This window comes from Pelagibacterium flavum (assembly GCF_025854335.1).
Lineage (GTDB): Bacteria > Pseudomonadota > Alphaproteobacteria > Rhizobiales > Devosiaceae > Pelagibacterium > Pelagibacterium flavum.
The window spans coordinates 398976-416552 of record NZ_CP107716.1 but is presented as its reverse complement, the minus strand read 5'-3'; the positions used below and the strand labels follow the sequence as shown (position 1 = coordinate 416552).

The 17577-nt window shown below is 56.3% G+C and carries 16 protein-coding genes and 4 pseudogenes; 12 read left to right on the top strand and 8 right to left on the bottom strand.

Annotation, left to right across the window (positions count from 1 at the left end):
* The first annotated feature begins 70 nt into the window (after window positions 1–70).
* The 6 genes and pseudogenes from rfbC to OF122_RS02065 all read left to right on the top strand — a co-directional run.
* The gene (rfbC, locus tag OF122_RS02090; RefSeq protein ID WP_264226222.1) at window positions 71–640 is read left to right on the top strand and encodes a dTDP-4-dehydrorhamnose 3,5-epimerase; all 570 of its coding nucleotides are present in this window, start codon (window positions 71–73) and stop codon (window positions 638–640) included.
* Window positions 637–1677: a dTDP-glucose 4,6-dehydratase gene (rfbB, locus tag OF122_RS02085; RefSeq protein ID WP_264226221.1), complete on the top strand. Its 1041-nt coding sequence runs from the start codon at window positions 637–639 to the stop codon at window positions 1675–1677. Before rfbC ends, rfbB begins: the two co-directional genes overlap by 4 nt.
* Complete coding sequence (gene rfbD, locus OF122_RS02080) at window positions 1620–2537, top strand: dTDP-4-dehydrorhamnose reductase (RefSeq protein ID WP_319019384.1); 918 nt, start codon at window positions 1620–1622, stop codon at window positions 2535–2537. Before rfbB ends, rfbD begins: the two co-directional genes overlap by 58 nt.
* Window positions 2534–3415: a glucose-1-phosphate thymidylyltransferase RfbA gene (rfbA, locus tag OF122_RS02075; protein WP_264226219.1), complete on the top strand. Its 882-nt coding sequence runs from the start codon at window positions 2534–2536 to the stop codon at window positions 3413–3415. Before rfbD ends, rfbA begins: the two co-directional genes overlap by 4 nt.
* A gap of 203 nt (window positions 3416–3618) precedes the next feature.
* The gene (locus OF122_RS02070; protein WP_264226218.1) at window positions 3619–4686 is read left to right on the top strand and encodes a glycosyltransferase family 4 protein; all 1068 of its coding nucleotides are present in this window, start codon (window positions 3619–3621) and stop codon (window positions 4684–4686) included.
* A gap of 140 nt (window positions 4687–4826) precedes the next feature.
* Window positions 4827–4949: pseudogene (locus OF122_RS02065) on the top strand (IS66 family transposase); the annotation flags it as partial.
* A 27-nt stretch (window positions 4950–4976) separates the two neighbouring features.
* Here OF122_RS02065 and OF122_RS02060 read toward each other — a convergent pair.
* From OF122_RS02060 to tnpC (OF122_RS02050), 3 genes and pseudogenes are all read right to left on the bottom strand, one after another.
* Complete coding sequence (locus tag OF122_RS02060; protein ID WP_264224806.1) at window positions 4977–7049, bottom strand: recombinase family protein; 2073 nt, start codon at window positions 7047–7049, stop codon at window positions 4977–4979.
* Window positions 7036–7215, bottom strand: a complete 180-nt coding sequence (locus OF122_RS02055; protein WP_264224807.1) for a hypothetical protein — start codon at window positions 7213–7215, stop codon at window positions 7036–7038. Before OF122_RS02055 ends, OF122_RS02060 begins: the two co-directional genes overlap by 14 nt.
* A 553-nt stretch (window positions 7216–7768) precedes the next feature.
* A pseudogene (gene tnpC / locus OF122_RS02050) lies at window positions 7769–8725 on the bottom strand (IS66 family transposase); the annotation flags it as partial.
* Between the two features lie 160 nt (window positions 8726–8885).
* Between tnpC (OF122_RS02050) and tnpA the strand changes: the two are divergent.
* From tnpA to tnpC (OF122_RS02030), 4 genes and pseudogenes are all read left to right on the top strand, one after another.
* The gene (gene tnpA / locus OF122_RS02045) at window positions 8886–9269 is read left to right on the top strand and encodes an IS66-like element accessory protein TnpA (protein ID WP_264226217.1); all 384 of its coding nucleotides are present in this window, start codon (window positions 8886–8888) and stop codon (window positions 9267–9269) included.
* Between the two features lie 117 nt (window positions 9270–9386).
* Window positions 9387–10397 (top strand): IS110 family RNA-guided transposase, encoded by a 1011-nt coding sequence (locus tag OF122_RS02040; RefSeq protein WP_264226216.1) that lies wholly within the window; start codon window positions 9387–9389, stop codon window positions 10395–10397.
* A gap of 254 nt (window positions 10398–10651) precedes the next feature.
* Window positions 10652–10945 (top strand): IS66 family insertion sequence element accessory protein TnpB, encoded by a 294-nt coding sequence (tnpB, locus tag OF122_RS02035; protein ID WP_264226215.1) that lies wholly within the window; start codon window positions 10652–10654, stop codon window positions 10943–10945.
* Between the two features lie 89 nt (window positions 10946–11034).
* Window positions 11035–12369, top strand: a pseudogene (gene tnpC / locus OF122_RS02030) (IS66 family transposase); the annotation flags it as partial.
* Here the strand turns inward: tnpC (OF122_RS02030) and OF122_RS02025 are convergent.
* Together OF122_RS02025 and OF122_RS02020 are read right to left on the bottom strand one after the other, a co-directional pair.
* Window positions 12297–13133 carry an IS5 family transposase gene (locus tag OF122_RS02025; protein WP_264224526.1) on the bottom strand — a complete coding sequence of 279 codons (837 nt, stop codon included), beginning with the start codon at window positions 13131–13133 and terminating at the stop codon, window positions 12297–12299. The pseudogene tnpC (OF122_RS02030) and the gene OF122_RS02025 sit on opposite strands and share 73 nt — an antisense overlap.
* Window positions 13067–13282, bottom strand: a complete 216-nt coding sequence (locus OF122_RS02020; RefSeq protein WP_264227747.1) for a hypothetical protein — start codon at window positions 13280–13282, stop codon at window positions 13067–13069. Before OF122_RS02020 ends, OF122_RS02025 begins: the two co-directional genes overlap by 67 nt.
* Between OF122_RS02020 and OF122_RS02015 the strand changes: the two are divergent.
* Together OF122_RS02015 and OF122_RS02010 are read left to right on the top strand one after the other, a co-directional pair.
* Window positions 13214–13660, top strand: a pseudogene (locus OF122_RS02015) (IS66 family transposase); the annotation flags it as partial. The gene OF122_RS02020 and the pseudogene OF122_RS02015 sit on opposite strands and share 69 nt — an antisense overlap.
* A 2-nt stretch (window positions 13661–13662) precedes the next feature.
* Window positions 13663–13872: a hypothetical protein gene (locus tag OF122_RS02010; protein WP_264226214.1), complete on the top strand. Its 210-nt coding sequence runs from the start codon at window positions 13663–13665 to the stop codon at window positions 13870–13872.
* Window positions 13873–14092: 220 nt separating this feature from the next.
* Here OF122_RS02010 and OF122_RS02005 read toward each other — a convergent pair whose 3' ends face one another.
* The 3 genes from OF122_RS02005 to OF122_RS01995 all read right to left on the bottom strand — a co-directional run bounded on the left by OF122_RS02005 (window position 14093) and on the right by OF122_RS01995 (window position 17556).
* Window positions 14093–15076: an EpsG family protein gene (locus tag OF122_RS02005; protein WP_264226213.1), complete on the bottom strand. Its 984-nt coding sequence runs from the start codon at window positions 15074–15076 to the stop codon at window positions 14093–14095.
* A gap of 66 nt (window positions 15077–15142) precedes the next feature.
* Window positions 15143–16519, bottom strand: a complete 1377-nt coding sequence (locus tag OF122_RS02000; protein ID WP_264226212.1) for a lipopolysaccharide biosynthesis protein — start codon at window positions 16517–16519, stop codon at window positions 15143–15145.
* On the bottom strand, window positions 16516–17556 hold the full coding sequence (locus OF122_RS01995) for an NAD-dependent epimerase (protein WP_264226211.1): 1041 nt from the start codon (window positions 17554–17556) through the stop codon (window positions 16516–16518). The genes OF122_RS02000 and OF122_RS01995 overlap by 4 nt, the downstream gene beginning before the upstream one ends.
* Window positions 17557–17577: the final 21 nt, after the last annotated feature.

Below are 17577 nucleotides of genomic sequence, written 5' to 3'. Positions count from 1 at the left end.
GCTTACAAGTGGGTTGCCTACCGTCCTCGAATGCGTGATGGTGGCCACAATTGTAGTGTCCTACTGAGGGGTGAATTTGAGAGTCGAGCGAACACCGATTGAAGGACTATTGATACTTCTACCGCGCCGATTCTCTGATGAACGAGGCTTCTTCAGTGAGAGTTGGAACCGCCGTGCACTATATGACGCAGGCGTTGATTTACCTGAATTTGTCCAAGACAATCATTCGTTCTCCTTGGTTTCAAATACATTGCGCGGGTTACACTTCCAGTCTCCGCCGCATGCTCAAGGTAAGTTGGTACGTTGCGGCCGCGGTAGCCTGTTTGACGTGGCGGTTGACGTGAGGAAAGGAAGCGCAACCTATGGCAAGTGGTTTGGAACGGACCTGAGCTTCGAGAATGCTCGCCAATTGTGGATTCCGGCTGGCTTTCTCCACGGTTTCGTCACTCGGGAGAACGACACCGAAATCATATACAAATGTACCGACCATTTTGTCCCAGAATGCGAGGGTGTCGTGCATTGGGATAGCGCCGGGATAGACTGGGGCTTAAATTCGCCCCCTGTCCTGTCGCAAAAGGATGCGTTAGCGGGGCCGCTGTCGATGTTCGAAAGTCCGTTCGAAGTAGGTAGTGCCGGATGAAGCTCTTAGTGACAGGCGGCGCGGGCTTCATTGGCTCCGCGGTTGCACGACTTGCCGTGAAACGCGGATACGAAGTTGTGAATTTGGATGCTCTCACATATGCAGCGTGTCTCGATAATGTTTCGAGCGTAGCTGACAACCCTCTATACCACTTCGAGAACGCCGACATCCGAGACCGCGAAGCCCTCAATAGAATATTCGCAATTCACAGACCTGACGCAGTTATGCACCTTGCTGCAGAAAGCCATGTGGACCGCTCTATCGATAATCCCAGCAATTTCATCGAGACCAACGTCAACGGAACTTTCAACCTTCTCGAAGCTGCGCGCCACTATTGGCAAGATCGCAGCCGTCCGGAGGATTTTCGATTTCATCATGTCTCCACCGACGAGGTCTATGGTAGCCTTGAGATGGAGGGGAAATTCACTGAGAACACTCCCTACTCGCCTAATTCCCCCTACTCTGCTACAAAAGCTGCGAGCGATCATCTTGTTCGCGCTTGGGGGGCAACTTATGACCTTCCTGTGCTTATCACGAACTGCTCTAACAACTATGGTCCCTATCATTTCCCTGAAAAGCTGATACCAGTCGCAATAATTAAAGCGCTTGCGGGCGAGCCAATCCCAGTCTACGGAACAGGCCAGAACGTGCGTGACTGGCTTTTCGTTGAGGATCATGCTGATGCGCTCCTTACTGTACTGCGAAAAGGCGAGACAGGGCGCACCTACAACATCGGTGGCAACAATGAAGTTCGCAACATCGATATAGTTCATAGCATCTGCGCTTTACTTGATGAGCGTCGCCCAAAGGCAACTTCTTATTCTAGTCAAATCGCATTCGTCGCGGATAGACCAGGCCATGACGCTCGATACGCAATCGATTGTGAGCGCATTGGCAGTGAACTCGGATGGCGACCTTCTGTTACGTTAGAGCAAGGACTCGCCCGGACCGTCGACTGGTATCTCGACAACGAGATTTGGTGGCGGGCACTACAGGACCGGAGGGGCGTCGGCGCACGACTGGGGCTGCAAACGTGAAGGTGCTTGTATTTGGCAAAACCGGACAGGTGGCACGAGAGTTATCTCGTCGATCACCGGAGGGCTGGGAGATGACAACTCTCGGCAGGGAGGATGCCGATCTCTGTGATCCGGAAAGTTGCGCTGAAGCTATCAATATTCGTCGCCCCGATGCCGTCATCAACGCGGCAGCTTACACCGCGGTTGACCGCGCGGAAACTCAGGAAGACTTGGCCCGCCGTATCAATGCATACTCTCCTGCGGCGATGGCGCAGGCGGCGGCATCCATATGCATACCATTCCTGCATATTTCGTCCGACTATGTATTCGACGGGGCTAGCTCAATTCCGCAGCGCCCCGACTGTCCAACTTCGCCCGTAAATGCTTACGGTCGCACCAAGCTTGCGGGCGAGGAAGCAGTTCGCGCTGCCGGTGGAAAGTATGCGATCTTGCGCACCTCTTGGGTGTTCTCCTCACATGGCACGAATTTCGTAAAAACGATGCTACGACTTGGGCGCGAGCACGATGTGCTAAGCATCGTGTCTGACCAAATCGGCGGGCCGACACCAGCAGCGGACATCGCATCGGCGCTTGTGCGTATGGCCGATTGCTTGACTGCAGAATCGGAACACGGCGGCGTCTTCCATTTTAGCGGCGCTCCCGAAGTATCCTGGGCCAATTTCGCCCGTGAGATTTTCAGCCAAGCTCGTATTTCTTGCACCGTGCGGGAAATTTCGACGACCGAGTATCCGACACCGGCCCGCCGGCCGGCCAATTCCCGGCTGGACTGCCATTCTCTAGCTTCGAAATTCGGCATAGAGCGCCCCGACTGGCGCACCGGGCTTGCTATGGTTTTGCAAGAACTCGAGGCCAGCGCATGAATTTCAAAGGAATCGTTCTGGCTGGGGGCACCGGCTCCCGGTTGTGGCCGCTCACCATGGGTGTCTCCAAGCAGCTTCTGCCTATTTACGACAAGCCGCTGATCTATTATCCTATTTCAGTTCTAATGTTAGCCGGAATCAGAGATATACTTGTCATCACCACGCCTGAGGATCGCTCCGCGTTCATGCGATTGCTCGGAGATGGTTCGCAGTTCGGCATCAAAATATACTATGCCGTGCAGGCCCAACCCAAGGGGCTGGCTCAGGCTTTTACCATTGGCGCCGATTTCTTGGATGGCGCACCGGCGTGCCTAGTTCTGGGCGACAACGTATTCTATGGCCATGGTCTGACGCAGAAACTGCGCGCGGCCTCGCTTCACCAACAAGGCGCAACCATTTTTGGCTATCAGGTGAAAGATCCCCACCGATTCGGTGTAGTGGAATTTGATGCTCACGGCCACGTGCTTTCGGTAGAGGAAAAGCCGCAGGCGCCCAAGAGCCGCTACGCTGTTACGGGGCTATATTTCTTCGATGAAGCAGTTGTAAATATAGCTCGTGGAGTCAGGCCTTCCGAGCGGGGCGAGTTAGAAATTACCAGCATTATTGATGCCTACCTTCAGAGCGGAACTCTGCGGGTCGAACTACTCGGCCGTGGCTTTGCGTGGCTAGATAGCGGCACGCATGAAAGTATGCTCGAGGCCGGCCAATTTGTCCAGACTATCGAGACGCGCCAAAATTACAAGATCGCCTGTCTAGAAGAAATCGGCTTTTACAATGGTTGGTTAAGCGCCGAGGAACTCACCGAGCGTGGCCGGTTGATGGAGAAAAATGAGTATGGACAGTATTTGCTTGGGGTCGCGAACAGAGTTCAACACTAAGTTTGCATCTCATGTGCGTCACAATAGATGTTTCCGACGCGTGTAGTCGACCACCCCGACCGCACAGTTAGTGATTCTAGTACTCCGACAACCAGTCCGCTCCCTCGCTGTTCCTCTATGCCGTCGCACGCAATCATCCTTGCGCAAAGCCGCTAAACACTTTCGGCTGGCTTTCATACGTCCTGCTGAAGGAAAAAACAACAATGGCCGCTAAACGCCTCCTCATTCTATCGCGCTACAGCCGTCTGGGAGCTTCAAGTCGTCTGCGCACGCTGCAATATATTCCCTATCTTCAAGCAGCAGGCCTTCAGGTGGATGTTGCAAGTTTTTTCGATGATGCATATCTCAAAGCACTCTATTCGGGTCGACGAAGTTGGGCTGGTAGCGCGAAGTATTTCTTAGGGCGCATTTCTCAGTTAATATCCGCCTCAAAGGCCGATGTACTCTGGATCGAAAAAGAGGCTTTGCCCTGGATCCCGTGGGCAATTGAGAGCTTACTATGGCCGCGGGATGTTCCGGTCGTCACTGACTACGATGACGCAGTATTTCACTACTATGATAGCCACAGAAATCCGGCAGTTCGCGACCTTCTGGGAGACAAAATAGATAATGTCATGAACCGGTCTGCCGTCGTACTCGCTGGTAACGAGTACTTGGCGAGTCGCGCGCGCGCCGCAGGAGCGAAGCGCGTAGAAATTGTGCCGACAGTAGTCAACACCGACGTCTATCGATGCCAACCTGCTACATCGTCAGACGGCAGAACGCGGATAGGGTGGGTCGGCACCCCTGTGACTTGGGCTAAATATGGCGAACCACTAGTTCCTCTTCTACAGGATGTGATGTCGCAAAGCCATTCAGTCTTCCGAGCAATAGGCGCTGCTCAACCAGAAGTACCGCTCGCAAACTTTGAATTTCTGGAATGGTCTGAGGCTCGCGAGATCCAACTCATACAGGGCATCGACATAGGTATCATGCCGCTCGAAGACACTCCTTTTGCTCGCGGAAAATGTGGCTATAAACTGATCCAGTATATGGCATGCGGTTTGCCGGTAGTTGCTTCGCCAGTCGGTGTAAATAGCCGTATTGTTATCAAAAACGAGAACGGATTTCTGGCCTCAACCGAACGCGAATGGCGCGATTCCATTAACGCACTATTGTCAGATCATAACCTTCGTAAGCGTATGGGCGACGCTGGACGCCGGCGTGTTGAGGCTCATTACTCAATCGATGTATATGGTCCGCGTGTTGCAAATATAATTGCAGAATTATAACGTAATTATTCTCTCCGTCGATTTGTGGTGGAGAATTCTTCATTTCAGTTAGGCGACTGCCGAGCGATTACCAAAGGGGGCTGGCAGGTTGTTGAGATCTTGTCATATTGGTGAGGTAACGTTGTGAGGGACGCGGCGGCGCTCCGGTGGCCAAGGCCATGACCTATATGCTCGCGCGCTGGGCCGGCTTTGCCGAATTCCTTGAGGATGACCGCATATTCCTCTCGAACAACTCAGCGGAACGGGCTCTGCGCGGAACGGCGAAGCGTGTTTCATTATGCACTCCATTGCTAAGTGTCTGTAAACATTGGAAGCGTGTTCGCGTCGACGGTGCGACACGGGCGACCTTTCCGGGCTATCGCGGTTTTGATCGTCTCCGACGCCAGGTCTTCGGCACGGATTTGGTACGGCGCACCGCGCACTACCTGAACAGCTGGGAGGGTGCCGGTCTTGATAAGGCGCCTGATCGCGTGGCGTGTAACGCCTAAAGCCTTGGCTGCCTCGGTCATGGTGAGCCATTCGCCATTTTTCTCAGCCGAACGGTAGGCATGGATGCCGCGAACCCGCCGAACCGACGAGACGCGGTGCGCCGTCCAAGTTTTTCCGTGGCCGGTGGGCAAACCCATCCGATTGAGCGACGCGGCGATATGCTCGTCAGACCAACGACCTGCCATGCTTCTCATTACTGCCAACGCATCTTCAGCTGTCGCGCAACCGTGTTCCCCCGCTTGGGGTTTGTGAACACGCAGTTCTGAGTGTTGGCCGCCCCGCCAGTGGATCGTGAGGACGACGTCCCGCACCGCATCGTCAACATCGACGATGATGTCGGCGATCAAGGTCCGGAGCAACTGCTGACGGGCACGCATCGTCACATCAGGCGCATCCCATGCCGCGGAGAGGTTTTCGGCCAAGTTGGCAAAAGCGCTTGGATCAACCTCGATGGTTGATGGGCTTCCGGGCGGTTGGCGTACTTCCAGATCCCGCACCCGGCGTAGCGCTACTTCCCAGTTTTTCTCCAGCTGGGCGGCAATCAGTCGATTGTCTGGATCACAGGCGGCATAGCGGCGCTCGGCGAGATTGGCCTCGTAACGGGCCTGCTGAAGTTCCAGATCGCGGATCTGGCGCTGATTATCTTGTCGTTCCCGGTGCATCCGCTCAGCCTCGAACGCGGCCTCGATCGCCAAGGGTTCTACCGCGCGCAGCAGCTCACGCGCAACAGCCGCGTCCACCCGAGGGCCTCCAAAGGTCATGCATCGGGGCAAGCCCATCATCAGGTTCGGCTTGTCGCAGCGATAGACGGGTCGGCTCTGCGGATTGCCGGTATAGGTGACCGACAGTCGCCGCCCGCACCGGGCACACGTCATCATGCCCGAAAGTAACGCCCGGCCGCCTCGGCCCGATTTCACACCACCGGCGCGACCGTAGTTGTTGAGGGCCAATTGCTGCTGGTTTCGCTCGTACTCGTCCCAGCTGATATAGCCTTCGTGGTGGTCTTTGATGAATACCTCCCACGTCCCGACCGGTTTGCTGTGGCCATAGCTCCGCCGCGCGCGCCCATCGACGATGGAGGTTCGTTTCTCGCTTTTCCCGTAAACATAAACTCCAGCGTAAAACGGGTTTTTGAGCACGGAGATCACGTTGCGATAGCGGATCGGCAGCCAGGTGAAGCTGGTCATGCGCCCTTCATCCGAAGGTCGAGGAAAGTGGATTTGATCGGCCGTCATCGATAACAACACTTGGCGCGCGCTGCCAAGTTCGCCGAAGCGGGTAAAGATGAGCCGGATCACCTCCTGCAAGCGCAGATCAGGGTCGAGCCCGAGACCCGCTTCACGGTGCCAGATGTAGCCGAACGGGACTGACAAGCGCAGTTCGCCACGGCGCGCCTTCGACCTGACAGCATCGTGCATTCGCGTTCTGAGCACGCCGAGCTCGAATTCGCTGATGCTGCCTTTCATGCCCAGGAGCAGGCGATCATTGGGTTGGCAAGGATTATAAACGCCGTCGTGATCGATGACACGGGCCTCGACGAGGCCGCAGAGCTCCAGAAGATGGTGCCAGTCACGGCCATTTCGCGCGAGCCGTGATGCATCCTGACACAAAACAGCGCCCACATTGCCCGCACACAGCCATGCGACCAGCCGATCAAAGCCGGGGCGCGCCACTGTTCCGCTCGCGGATCGCCCGAGATCGTCGTCGATCACCTCCACATCCATGAACCCGTGCTCGCGGGCAATGTCGACGAGGTCGTACTGCCGCCGCTGGCTCTCCAGATTGGTCATGACCTGGGACTGCGATGATTGACGCACATAGACAACTGCCTTGCGCTTCAGGAGTTGGGTGGGGATCAGATCAATTCCGTTCATCGCCGAGCTCCTCGACGATCAGACCGGCGGCCTGCATCAGAAGGTGGGCGAGTGCCCTCGTGGCCTCCGCTTGCTCCACCTCCTTCATCGCGTCCACCTTGCGGGGTTCGAACACTAGGCTCATCTGCCTGCCCGAGGTCGGCACAGGCGCGTCGTGCTGTTTCATCGACTTCCTCCCTTGCGATTCCATTTTCGCCCAGGGAGTGTGTGGGAACAGAAGTCGGCGTGACCAGTCTCTTGAGATCTGACAGTGCCGCAAGATCAACCTGCGGCCCGCCAATTCTCATCTCGGCACAGATCAGGGGGTCCACCATCCAGCCAGGAATCGAGATGATGGTGCCAGAGGGACCGTCAACTCTCAGAAACTGTCCCGTGGCCCGCTGCTGAACCTGCCGAACGGTTACCTTCTGTCCGAAATAGGGATGCCAGCGATAGTGAATTTGCCGCTCTTCCCCGACATGGGCAGAATGAACGGGCGATGGCCCTTGGCAGAAAAGCTTAGCTGTTCGCTGGCTCGACCGTAATCGGCCGGTTTAGGCCGCAGCAACGATTGGGCTGGCGGTAAGCGGGAAGCCCACCCCGTCTGGTGACGGCCGCTGGAGGGCTGTATCGACATCCCAGTGTTGGTGATGGGTGTCATGTTCTATGTCTGCGACTATGCCTGGAGAGTAAGCCTTCGGTGAGGACCACGGCGGCTATTGCTCGTCGCTAAGGCTAGGTTAGGCGGCCTTGGTCATGGCCCGCGGGGCCCAATTCCAAGGAAGAAGTTCTCCCAGCTTGCTCTGCGGCATGTCGGCAATGCGGGCGAGCACGTCAGCGAGCCAGGCCTGGGGATCTATATCGTTGAGCTTGGCCGAGACAATGAGGGTGTACATGAACGCGGCCCTGCGAGCACCGCGGTCCGAACCGGCGAAGAGCCACGCTTTTCTGCCAAGGGCAATTCCGCGCAGCGCACGCTCGGCTGCGTTGTTCGAGAGGCAGATGCGGCCATCCTCAAGGAATGCGGCAAAGCCAACCCAGCGCGCGAGCATATAGTTCATGGCCTTGGCCACCGGAGCGTGACGCGAGAGCTTTTCGCGCTCGGTCATCATATAGGCATGCAACTCATCGACGAGTGGCGCGCATAGCCGCTGCCGCTCGGCAAGGCGCTGATCATGCGGCAGACCATAGAGGTCGCGTTCGATGGCAAAGATCTCGTCGATCCTGCGCACCGCCTCGAGCGCAACCGGGGAGATGGCGCCGCCCTTGCCTTTCTTTTTTCGGACCCTTTCGATATCGGCGAGCTCGAACAAGGGGCGTCGTCCGTGAGCCCAGCAAAAGGCGGGGCGAATGGGCTCACTGCGACGCTCGGGGTCGAACAGGCCGTTGTAACCGGCAAAGGCGTTCGTCGGGCAAACGGTCCACCGGACTGTTTGCTGACCCTCCTCACCCTGCAGGATGCCGGAATAGTCGACAAGATGAGACCTTGGATGCTCACCCCTGCGATCAGGTGAGGCGTAGAACAGAGCTGCAGGACCATCGGTGCCACCGAAGGGACGGTCATCGCGCACATATGTCCACACCCGGCCCGTTCTGGTCTGTCCCTTGGCCAGGATCGGCACGGTGGTGTCGTCCCCGTGCAGGCGGTCGGCGGCCATCACGTGATGGGCGATCAGATCATGGAGCGGCTTGAGCGCCACGGCGCGCCACAGGAGCGCCCTCCATCCGATCGGGCACCGCCTCGATAAGGTGGAAACTTCTATCTCCAGGGTAAGCCTCCGTTGAGGGCCGCCTTGGCCTGAGCGGCCGATCTGGTAGCAAACTGTCAGTATGGATATCCTTACTGACAAAAGTCGTGTGGAGCGGCTCGAGATTGTGGACACAGGCCGGCGCCGGCGGTTCAGTGATGCGGAGAAGATCCGGATCGTTGAAGAAAGCTTGTCGGCCCCGCGAATGGGTTCGGCGACCGCACGACGGCATGGAATTGCGGTGCCATTGCTTTTTGCCTGGCGCAAGGCGTATCGCAACGGCCAGCTGGGCCACGAGGCGGCTTCGTTTTATCCGGTGCACTTGGATGGGATTGGGGGTCATGCAAGCGATGGCAGCCTTCTACCAGAGCCGCCCACGGATGGATCAGCCAGTCCTGTCGAGATCGTGCTGCGCAATGGTCGCCGCATAATCGTACGCTCCGATATCGCCCCGATTGCGCTGGGACGCCTGCTCGATGTGGTGGACCGATGATCCCGGTTCCAAGCGGGACCCGTGTATGGCTGGCGGCGGGCCACACTGACATGATGGGATGGACGCCTCCCTCCACTCAGCGGCAGAATATCGCCGCCATAAGAAGGGAGAAGAACGATGACGATCATGGTCATTGGCGTTGATATAGCCAAGAACGTATTCCAACTGCACGGCGTTGATGAGGCAGGCGAAGTGGTGCTTTCAAAGCAATTGAGGCGGATTGACTTCCTGGCAGAGATGTCGCGAGTGCCGCCCTGCCTGGTTGGAATGGAGGCAGGGTCGGGGGCCCACCATTGGGCGCGTTGCCTTCGGGAGCGGGGACATGAAGTGCGCTTGATGCCCCCACAGTATGTGCGGCCCTACCTCAAGGGCAACAAACGCGACGCGACCGATGCTGCGGCCTGCTGTGAGGCGGTGCAACGGCCGCATATGCGGTTCATTCCGATCAAGAGCGAGGCCCAACAGGCGACGCTGATGATACACCGAGTTCGCGACCATTTTATCCGGCGCCGAACCGGAGCAATCAATGCATTGCGAGGGCACTTGGCAGAGTTCGGCCTCGTTTCGGCGAGCCAGCGCGCGGGTTTGAACCGGCTGCTTCAGTCGGTTGAAGAGGCGGAACACATCATGCCCAATGAAGTTCTCGAACTTCTTGGGATGATCACGGCAGAAATCCGTGGTTACGACAAAGCCATCGCCGAACTGGATAAGAAGCTCAAGCAGCTGTGCAAGACCGAGAATGTGTCCCGGCGATTGAAGGAAATGCCTGGTGTGGGACCGGTGATAGCGACCGCGATGCCGGCGTTTCTGACGGCCAACGGCTTGTTCGAGAGCGGTAGCGCTTTTGCCGCGTGGTTGGGGATCACGCCCAGGCAACACTCAAGTGGCGGAAAGGAGCGCACCTTCGGCATCACGAAACAGGGCAACACCTATCTTCGACGCCAGCTGATCAATGGAGCTCGAGCCGTTGTCCGCACCGCACGGCGCCGACAAGGCGGAATCTGGGACTGGATCAACACGCTTCTTGACCGACGGCACTTCAATGTCGTGACCGTGGCTGTGGCGAACAAAATGGCGCGGATCATGTGGGCCATGATCACCAAAGGGACGACTTTCAAAGCAACGTGAACTTGGCCCTGAAGTAGGACACCATTGCGAGGACAGGATCTGAGATGACATGACTGGCGAGACCAGAACCTGAAAAGCCCGGTTTTCGCATCGAGTGAATTTGAGCTCGACGACATGATGGGACAACAGGTTCAACGGATCTCATAATGGCCCGCAGCCCTGCCGGTGCTGCATAGTCAGAGGCCGGATAGATGGCTGCAAGCCCTGCCAGCGGTTCGTTCAGAAATGCCTTGCAATCCGGGAGGCGTCCATAGATGCGAAAGGGGTTCAACTCTTTGGCCCTGGTGGTCCAGGAGGTGCTCAAGCGCGATCCCCACTGCGGACATCTGTTCGTGTTCCGGGGTCGCAAGGGCAATCTGGTTCGCATCATCTGGCATGATGGCCAGGGAGCATGTGTTTTTACAAAGCGGCTCGAGCGCGGGCGTTTCCTCTGGCCCTCACCGGCCGATGGTGTTGTGACGATCTCGTCCGCCCAGCTCGGATATCTGCTTGAGGGGATCGACTGGCGGATGCCGCAAAAGACCTGGCGGCCACTCTCGGCGGGATGACCATATTGCACCGCGACACGGTGACTCATCTGGTGCAAAACGGGGCCAACCGGCTCGTGGCGAGGACCAGATTCTGGTAGGGTCACGGCATGGTCGAACCTGCCGGAAACGCCGAGATTGCTGCCCTTCGCGCTGCACTTGCCGCAGCCGAACAGCGCGCCGATCTGGCTGAACTGAATGCGGCGCAGGCTCGGGCTGAGTCCGCCCAGGTTCGCGCGGAAAAGACCGATAGCGAGGCCGAGATCGCCCGCCTCAAGCTCGAGATCGAAAAGCTCAAGCGCAGTCTTTATGGACAGCGCTCTGAGAGAAAGGCCAAGCTGCTCGACCAGCTCGAGTTCGAACTCGAGGATCTCGAGGCCATGGCCACCGAAGACGAGCTTGCCGCCGAGATGGCCGCAGCCAGGACCACGCCGGTCAAGGCCTTTACCCGCAAGCGGGCACAACGGCGCGCCTTTCCCGACCACCTGCCGCGCGAGCGCGTCGTCGTGCAAGCGCCGCAAGCCTGTGAATGCTGCGGGTCCGATCACTTGGTCAAGCTGGGCGAGGACGTGACCGAAACACTCGAGGTGATCCCGCGTCAGTGGAAGGTGGTCCAGACGGTGCGGGAGAAGTTCAGCTGCCGGGATTGTGAGAAAATCAGTCAACCACCCGCGCCGTTCCATCCCACGCCGCGCGGCTTTGCCGGGCCCAATCTTCTGGCGACGATCCTGTTCGAAAAGTTCGGTCAGCATCAGCCGCTCAACCGTCAGTCCGAGCGCTTCGCCCGTGAAGGCGTGCCGGTCAGCCTTTCGACGCTGGCCGACCAGGTTGGCGCCGCAACCGTGGCGCTCAAGCCGCTCCATGATCTGATCGCCCATCACGTGATGGCCGCCGACCGCCTGCACGGGGACGACACCACCGTGCCGATCCTGGCCAAGGGACAGACCAGAACGGGCCGGGTGTGGACATATGTGCGCGATGACCGTCCCTTCGGTGGCACCGATGGTCCTGCAGCTCTGTTCTACGCCTCACCTGATCGCAGGGGTGAGCATCCAAGGTCTCATCTTGTCGACTATTCCGGCATCCTGCAGGGTGAGGAGGGTCAGCAAACAGTCCGGTGGACTGTTTGCCCGACGAACGCCTTTGCCGGTTACAACGGCCTGTTCGACCCCGAGCGTCGCAGTGAGCCCATTCGCCCCGCCTTTTGCTGGGCTCACGGACGACGCCCCTTGTTCGAGCTCGCCGATATCGAAAGGGTCCGAAAAAAGAAAGGCAAGGGCGGCGCCATCTCCCCGGTCGCGCTCGAGGCGGTGCGCAGGATCGACGAGATCTTTGCCATCGAACGCGACCTCTATGTGCCCGACTCGAAACTCTATGAGCAATTGCAGTGCCTTGCGATCCGCCGTGTTAGGATTCGGATGTGTGCGATGAAGATCCACGCCTGGGCGCTGGCGACCGATCTTTCCCAGTCTTTGGCCAAGCGCCGACAGCGTCCCAACCAGGCAAAGGTGCGCTCGACGACCCAGCGGCGCGGTAAGAGCTCGAACCCCTTGGCAGTGTCGGAGCGTTTGACGATTTGCAGATCCCAGCGGCCTATCTTGGCCAATGAACCGCGTAATTTGGGGCCAGCATAGCCACCATCGGCGAAGACATGACGCAGCCAGGGAAAGCTCGAACGGATCGATTGGAGCACGGTGGCAGCACCGTCCCGATCCTGGACATCGGCACTGTGGACGACCAGCCCTACCATTAAGCCCAGCGTGTCGGTGACGATATGGCGCTTGCGACCCTTGATCTTCTTTCCTGCATCATAGCCCCGGACCCCGCCGCTTTCGGTGGTCTTGACACTTTGGCTGTCGATCACGCCCGCCGAGGGTGAAGCCTCACGCCCTTCGCACTCGCGGGCTATCATCACCAGGTGATGGTTGATGATGGCGAGCAAACCGCTGTCACGCCAGTCATAGAAATAGCGCTGCACCGTCGATGGTGGCGGAAACTCTCCTGGCAGCAGGCTCCATTGGCAACCGCTCGAGGCCATGTAGAGCACAGCATCCATCACGGACCGCAAATTCGTGGTCCTCGGTCGACCGATAGATCGCGCAGGCGGCATGAGGGGCGCGATGATCGCCCATTCCTGGTCGGTCAGATCGCTTGAATAACGACGCCCACGTCGCGCATACTCGTGTCGGGCAGTTTCGGTCCAGGCCATTGTGTTCTCCGTTCAGTCTCGCAACCGAACTGAATCACAACCTGCTGAAACTGCTCAACTCTTTTCGGGTTGGGCTCTATGGTCTGCCGCATGATCAGCGCCTTGCCGAGCGGCAGCGGCTGTGTGCGCCACTCGTCGATGAGCTGCATGCCTATATGACGACCGAGCGCGAAAAGCTCTCGCGTCATGCTCCGGTGGCCAAGGCCATGAACTACATGCTCGCGCGCTGGGCCGGCTTTACCGCATTCCTCGAGGATGGTCACATCTGCCTCTCGAACAATGCGGCAGAACGGGCGCTGCGCGGAATTGCCCTTGGCAGAAAAGCGTGGCTCTTCGCCGGTTCGGACCGCGGTGCTCGCAGGGCCGCGTTCATGTACACCCTCATTGTCTCGGCCAAGCTCAACGATATAGATCCCCAGGCCTGGCTCGCTGACGTGCTCGCCCGCATTGCCGACATGCCGCAGAGCAAGCTGGGAGAACTTCTTCCTTGGAATTGGGCCCCGCGGGCCATGACCAAGGCCGCCTGATCGTGCAGCGCAATAAGGTTTATGCCGTCAAAACCATCGACCGCGTCGCTGCCGAGCTCGGCGAGACGGTCGACCGCATCTTCGAAATCACCATCGAAATGGAAACCGAGGACAGCATAATCCGGGTCTATAGTCTCGCCGATGACGGCGGCACGATCGCGTTTACTGAAGATGGGATCGAGTGCCTCCGAAATCTCATCGAAGAGCAATAATCAGCCGGACCCTGACAGCGCCGCGGTCCTCACGGAGGCTTTCGCTCCAACGCGAGAGTGTCGTCAACGGCCTGGCGATGGGCGCGCGATGCCCACTACAGCACGACCAAGTTGCACGACCAGAGCTGTGGACACAGATCAATGAAGTCCTCACCCGCCGTCAAAGGTCTGCAATTAGAGTTCTTACGCCAGAACCAATCAGCATTCTTTTCAGCAGCATCTACACGGCGTATCCGAACCATGGCTGACTAGTTCTTACTAAATATTGGGCAAGCACGTAGATAAAAAATACACAGCTGGTGGCTAGAAGCCAGTCTCTGCGCATTCTAGAAATTGCCAGTAACGACAATACTAGTGTCGCCTGAAATCCGCGAGCGACCGGGGGCATATAGAAGAAAGCCCAAAAAAAGAACGTCAAAGTGGAAATCTCAAGCACATGTTCACGGATAAATCGTTTACCCTGAAATAGGGCTGATATGAATAATACCGTCCACATCATCAAACTAAAAGGCGATATATCCGAGCCGTATGTTTCTAAAATGCTGGCCTGCCTAGCCCTCAATAGACTGGATACCGTACCTATCGAAAACACAAATGTTGCTATGACTGTCAGCAATATTAGCAACGTCAAAAATCCAGAAAACCTCAATTTTATTGATATTTCTCTTAACGCCACCAATGGTATAACTAAGAAGAACGAAGAGTGAATAAGCGGCACAGCCATCAAAATTCCCCACCTTGCCCCCCTTATGCGAACCATAAGCGCGAGAAGAAAAACTGATATTGCCAAACCTTGGCGAAGTTGGATCAAGTGTGTGCGAAATACGGAAGGAGCCAGAAGTATTATCGTGACGATTACGAGATCAATTGGACGCCTAACTTGGCTCAGCAGAAAGAAGGCGACCCCAAAAGCTGCGAAAAACGCGATGATCGAGACTACAACTGGGCCCGGAAATATTGTGCCAAGAACTGTATTAATGGCTAACCAGATGGGCTCATTGGTCAGCGCCCTGAGCAATCCAGCGGAAATGTAGGTATGCAGGATTTCGGAAGCATTTTCCGCGTAGTTGAGATAATTTTCCCTGTCACGAAAACCGTGGGATGGAATAATTGCAAATATTAGAGCGTAAATTGCGGAAAATACTGAAATTGCTACATCGTATCGACGATCTATAACTCCTCGCTCTCCAATTTCTGCAGTCATACTTCATGCTCTCAATAAACATTACGCTCGAAAGAAATAATAGCGTTCAGTTTAATATTATTGAAATTACAGCCTCCGGTGCGATTTTATCCGGTGAAGTAAAAAACCTACTTTTCCCCAGGCAGTACACTCGATTCCAATCAACGAAGCGGCCTTTTGCCACATGAACGCCTGCCAAATAATCACACCAGCGGTCCATGCCGCGGCTGCCCCAATAGCACCGTATAAAGGCACGAGGGCCAGCGTGCCAATTGTTATGATGGCTAGCCCAATACCGGCCGCCGTAGCGGTTTCTTTTTCATAGCCGGTCATAGTCAAAAGTACTGACGTCGGCGATCCAAACCCAAGTGCGACCTGACCTAATAGCAGTATGCACAGTGGAACATAGGCTCCCAAAAAACTATCACCGAATGCCATCGCTATTAATTGTGGACCGAATGCCCAGATCACTACAGAGGCGAATAACGTAGTTGTAAATGTCAATTGGGCTACGGAAAGTACTAATCGCTGCTGCTTATCTTGGTTATTGTCAGCGTGCAAAATTGTGTAATAGGGCGCAATTACCAATCTTGTAATAGCCTGACCTAGGCCGACAAATAGCGACACTTGCATCGCCACGCGGAACAAAGCCACCGATTCTATAGACCCGAATATGCCTAAGACGACCAAACCTATATTTTGACTTAATACGTCCAGTCCAGACACCAATAACAAGGGAATCGCGCTTGTTAGCCAGTATCTTTGCTTGAACACCAGACTGTTCACCTCCGAGACGCCCCTCGGTCGAACCAGAAACAGTATTGCACCCCCCACACCAAAAGTTATAATCGCAGCTACTACATGAAGCATCATGGCACTATTCGGACTTAGGGGCATTCCAAAATAATAGAAAGCCGTAAGCGCCAAGATCAACAACAACGGCCGTAAAACTAATTCAGGAAAGTGCCCATGCGGAACTTTCCGCAACCCGCGCAATGCTGCGCCGCGTAATTGCCCGAACGCCAGTAATGGCACTAAAGGCAGTCCCCACCAAAGTGTTTCTGCATAGTGAGGACCTAGCCGATCGGCGAAAAGCCACAAAAGCAGCGCCCCTATACCGACAATTGCGATCGACATGGCGAGGGAGGCGGCGCTCGACCAGAACCATATTCCGCCCATGACCCCCCAATTGCCTGCCTTCTGGGCCGCAGCGGTCTCTCGCACAACAAGATCTGGAAGGCCCAAGTGGGCAGGAATCGTCAAGATTGTCACTAGGGCAAACGCAAAGGCATATATTCCTAATCCATCTGGTCCCAGTGTTCGAGCGAGGACAACGGAAAGAAGCATCGCCACAAGAGCGCTTAACAGGCGTATTCCCACCCCCCACGCTCCGCCACGCAGTAGCTGCCCCCTCAGACCGGCACCAGAGCGGAAATCGCTTAGAAGAAGGGCAAACGATCTCACGACACCGAGAGTCCAGTTCCGCCGTAATACACTCGATACCAGTCGACAAACGCTTTGACACCTTCACGAACTGAAGTTGCTGGCTTGTAGTCCAAGGCTTCCTGCAAACGGCTAGTATCGGAATATGTATCGGGGACATCACCGGGCTGGAGCGGCAGCAGATTTTGGATTGCTTTTTTGCCGAGAGCGAACTCGAGAGCTTCAATATATATCGAAAGCTTAACCGGATTCGAATTGCCGATGTTAAAGATGCGGTAAGGTGCGGATGAACTTGCCGGATCGGGGTTATCGCTATCCCATTCCGCACTAGGCCGGGCGATATTATCGGACGCCCGCACCACGCCTTCGGCAATATCCTCTACATAGGTAAAATCACGTGTATGATTGCCGTAATTAAACACGTCGATAGGTTCGTCCGCCAATATATTTTTGGTAAACTTGAATAGTGCCATATCCGGACGACCCCAAGGGCCGTATACTGTAAAGAACCGCAGACCTGTAGTTGGCAGCGCGAACAGGTGCGAATAGCTATGGGCCATCAACTCATTCGCCCGCTTGGTCGCTGCGTAGAACTGCAGCGGGTGATCCACACCCTGACGCTCGGAAAAGGGTATTTTGGTGTTGGCACCGTACACGCTCGATGTCGAGGCGTAGGTAAGGTGAGCGACCGCATGGTGGCGACAGGCCTCAATAACGTTCGTAAAACCGACGATGTTGGACTGCACGTAGGCGTGGGGATTTTCAATTGAGTAACGCACGCCTGCTTGGGCAGCGAGGTGAATCACACGGTCAAACCTATGGGCACTAAAGGCAGCGTCGACTGCGCTGGGGTCAGCAAGATCAGCACGGATAAAATCGTAGCTGGCACCCTGTTCTCTCCCGAGACCCTCAAGAATAGCAAGACGCTTTTCCTTAAGTGCGGGGTCATAATAATCGTTAACTACGTCAAAGCCGACTACATGATCACCGCGGGCGATCAGTCTTTTTGCGACATGGAAGCCGATAAACCCGGCGGCACCTGTGACGAGAATTTTCATGAAATGGGCAGTCCCAGACCT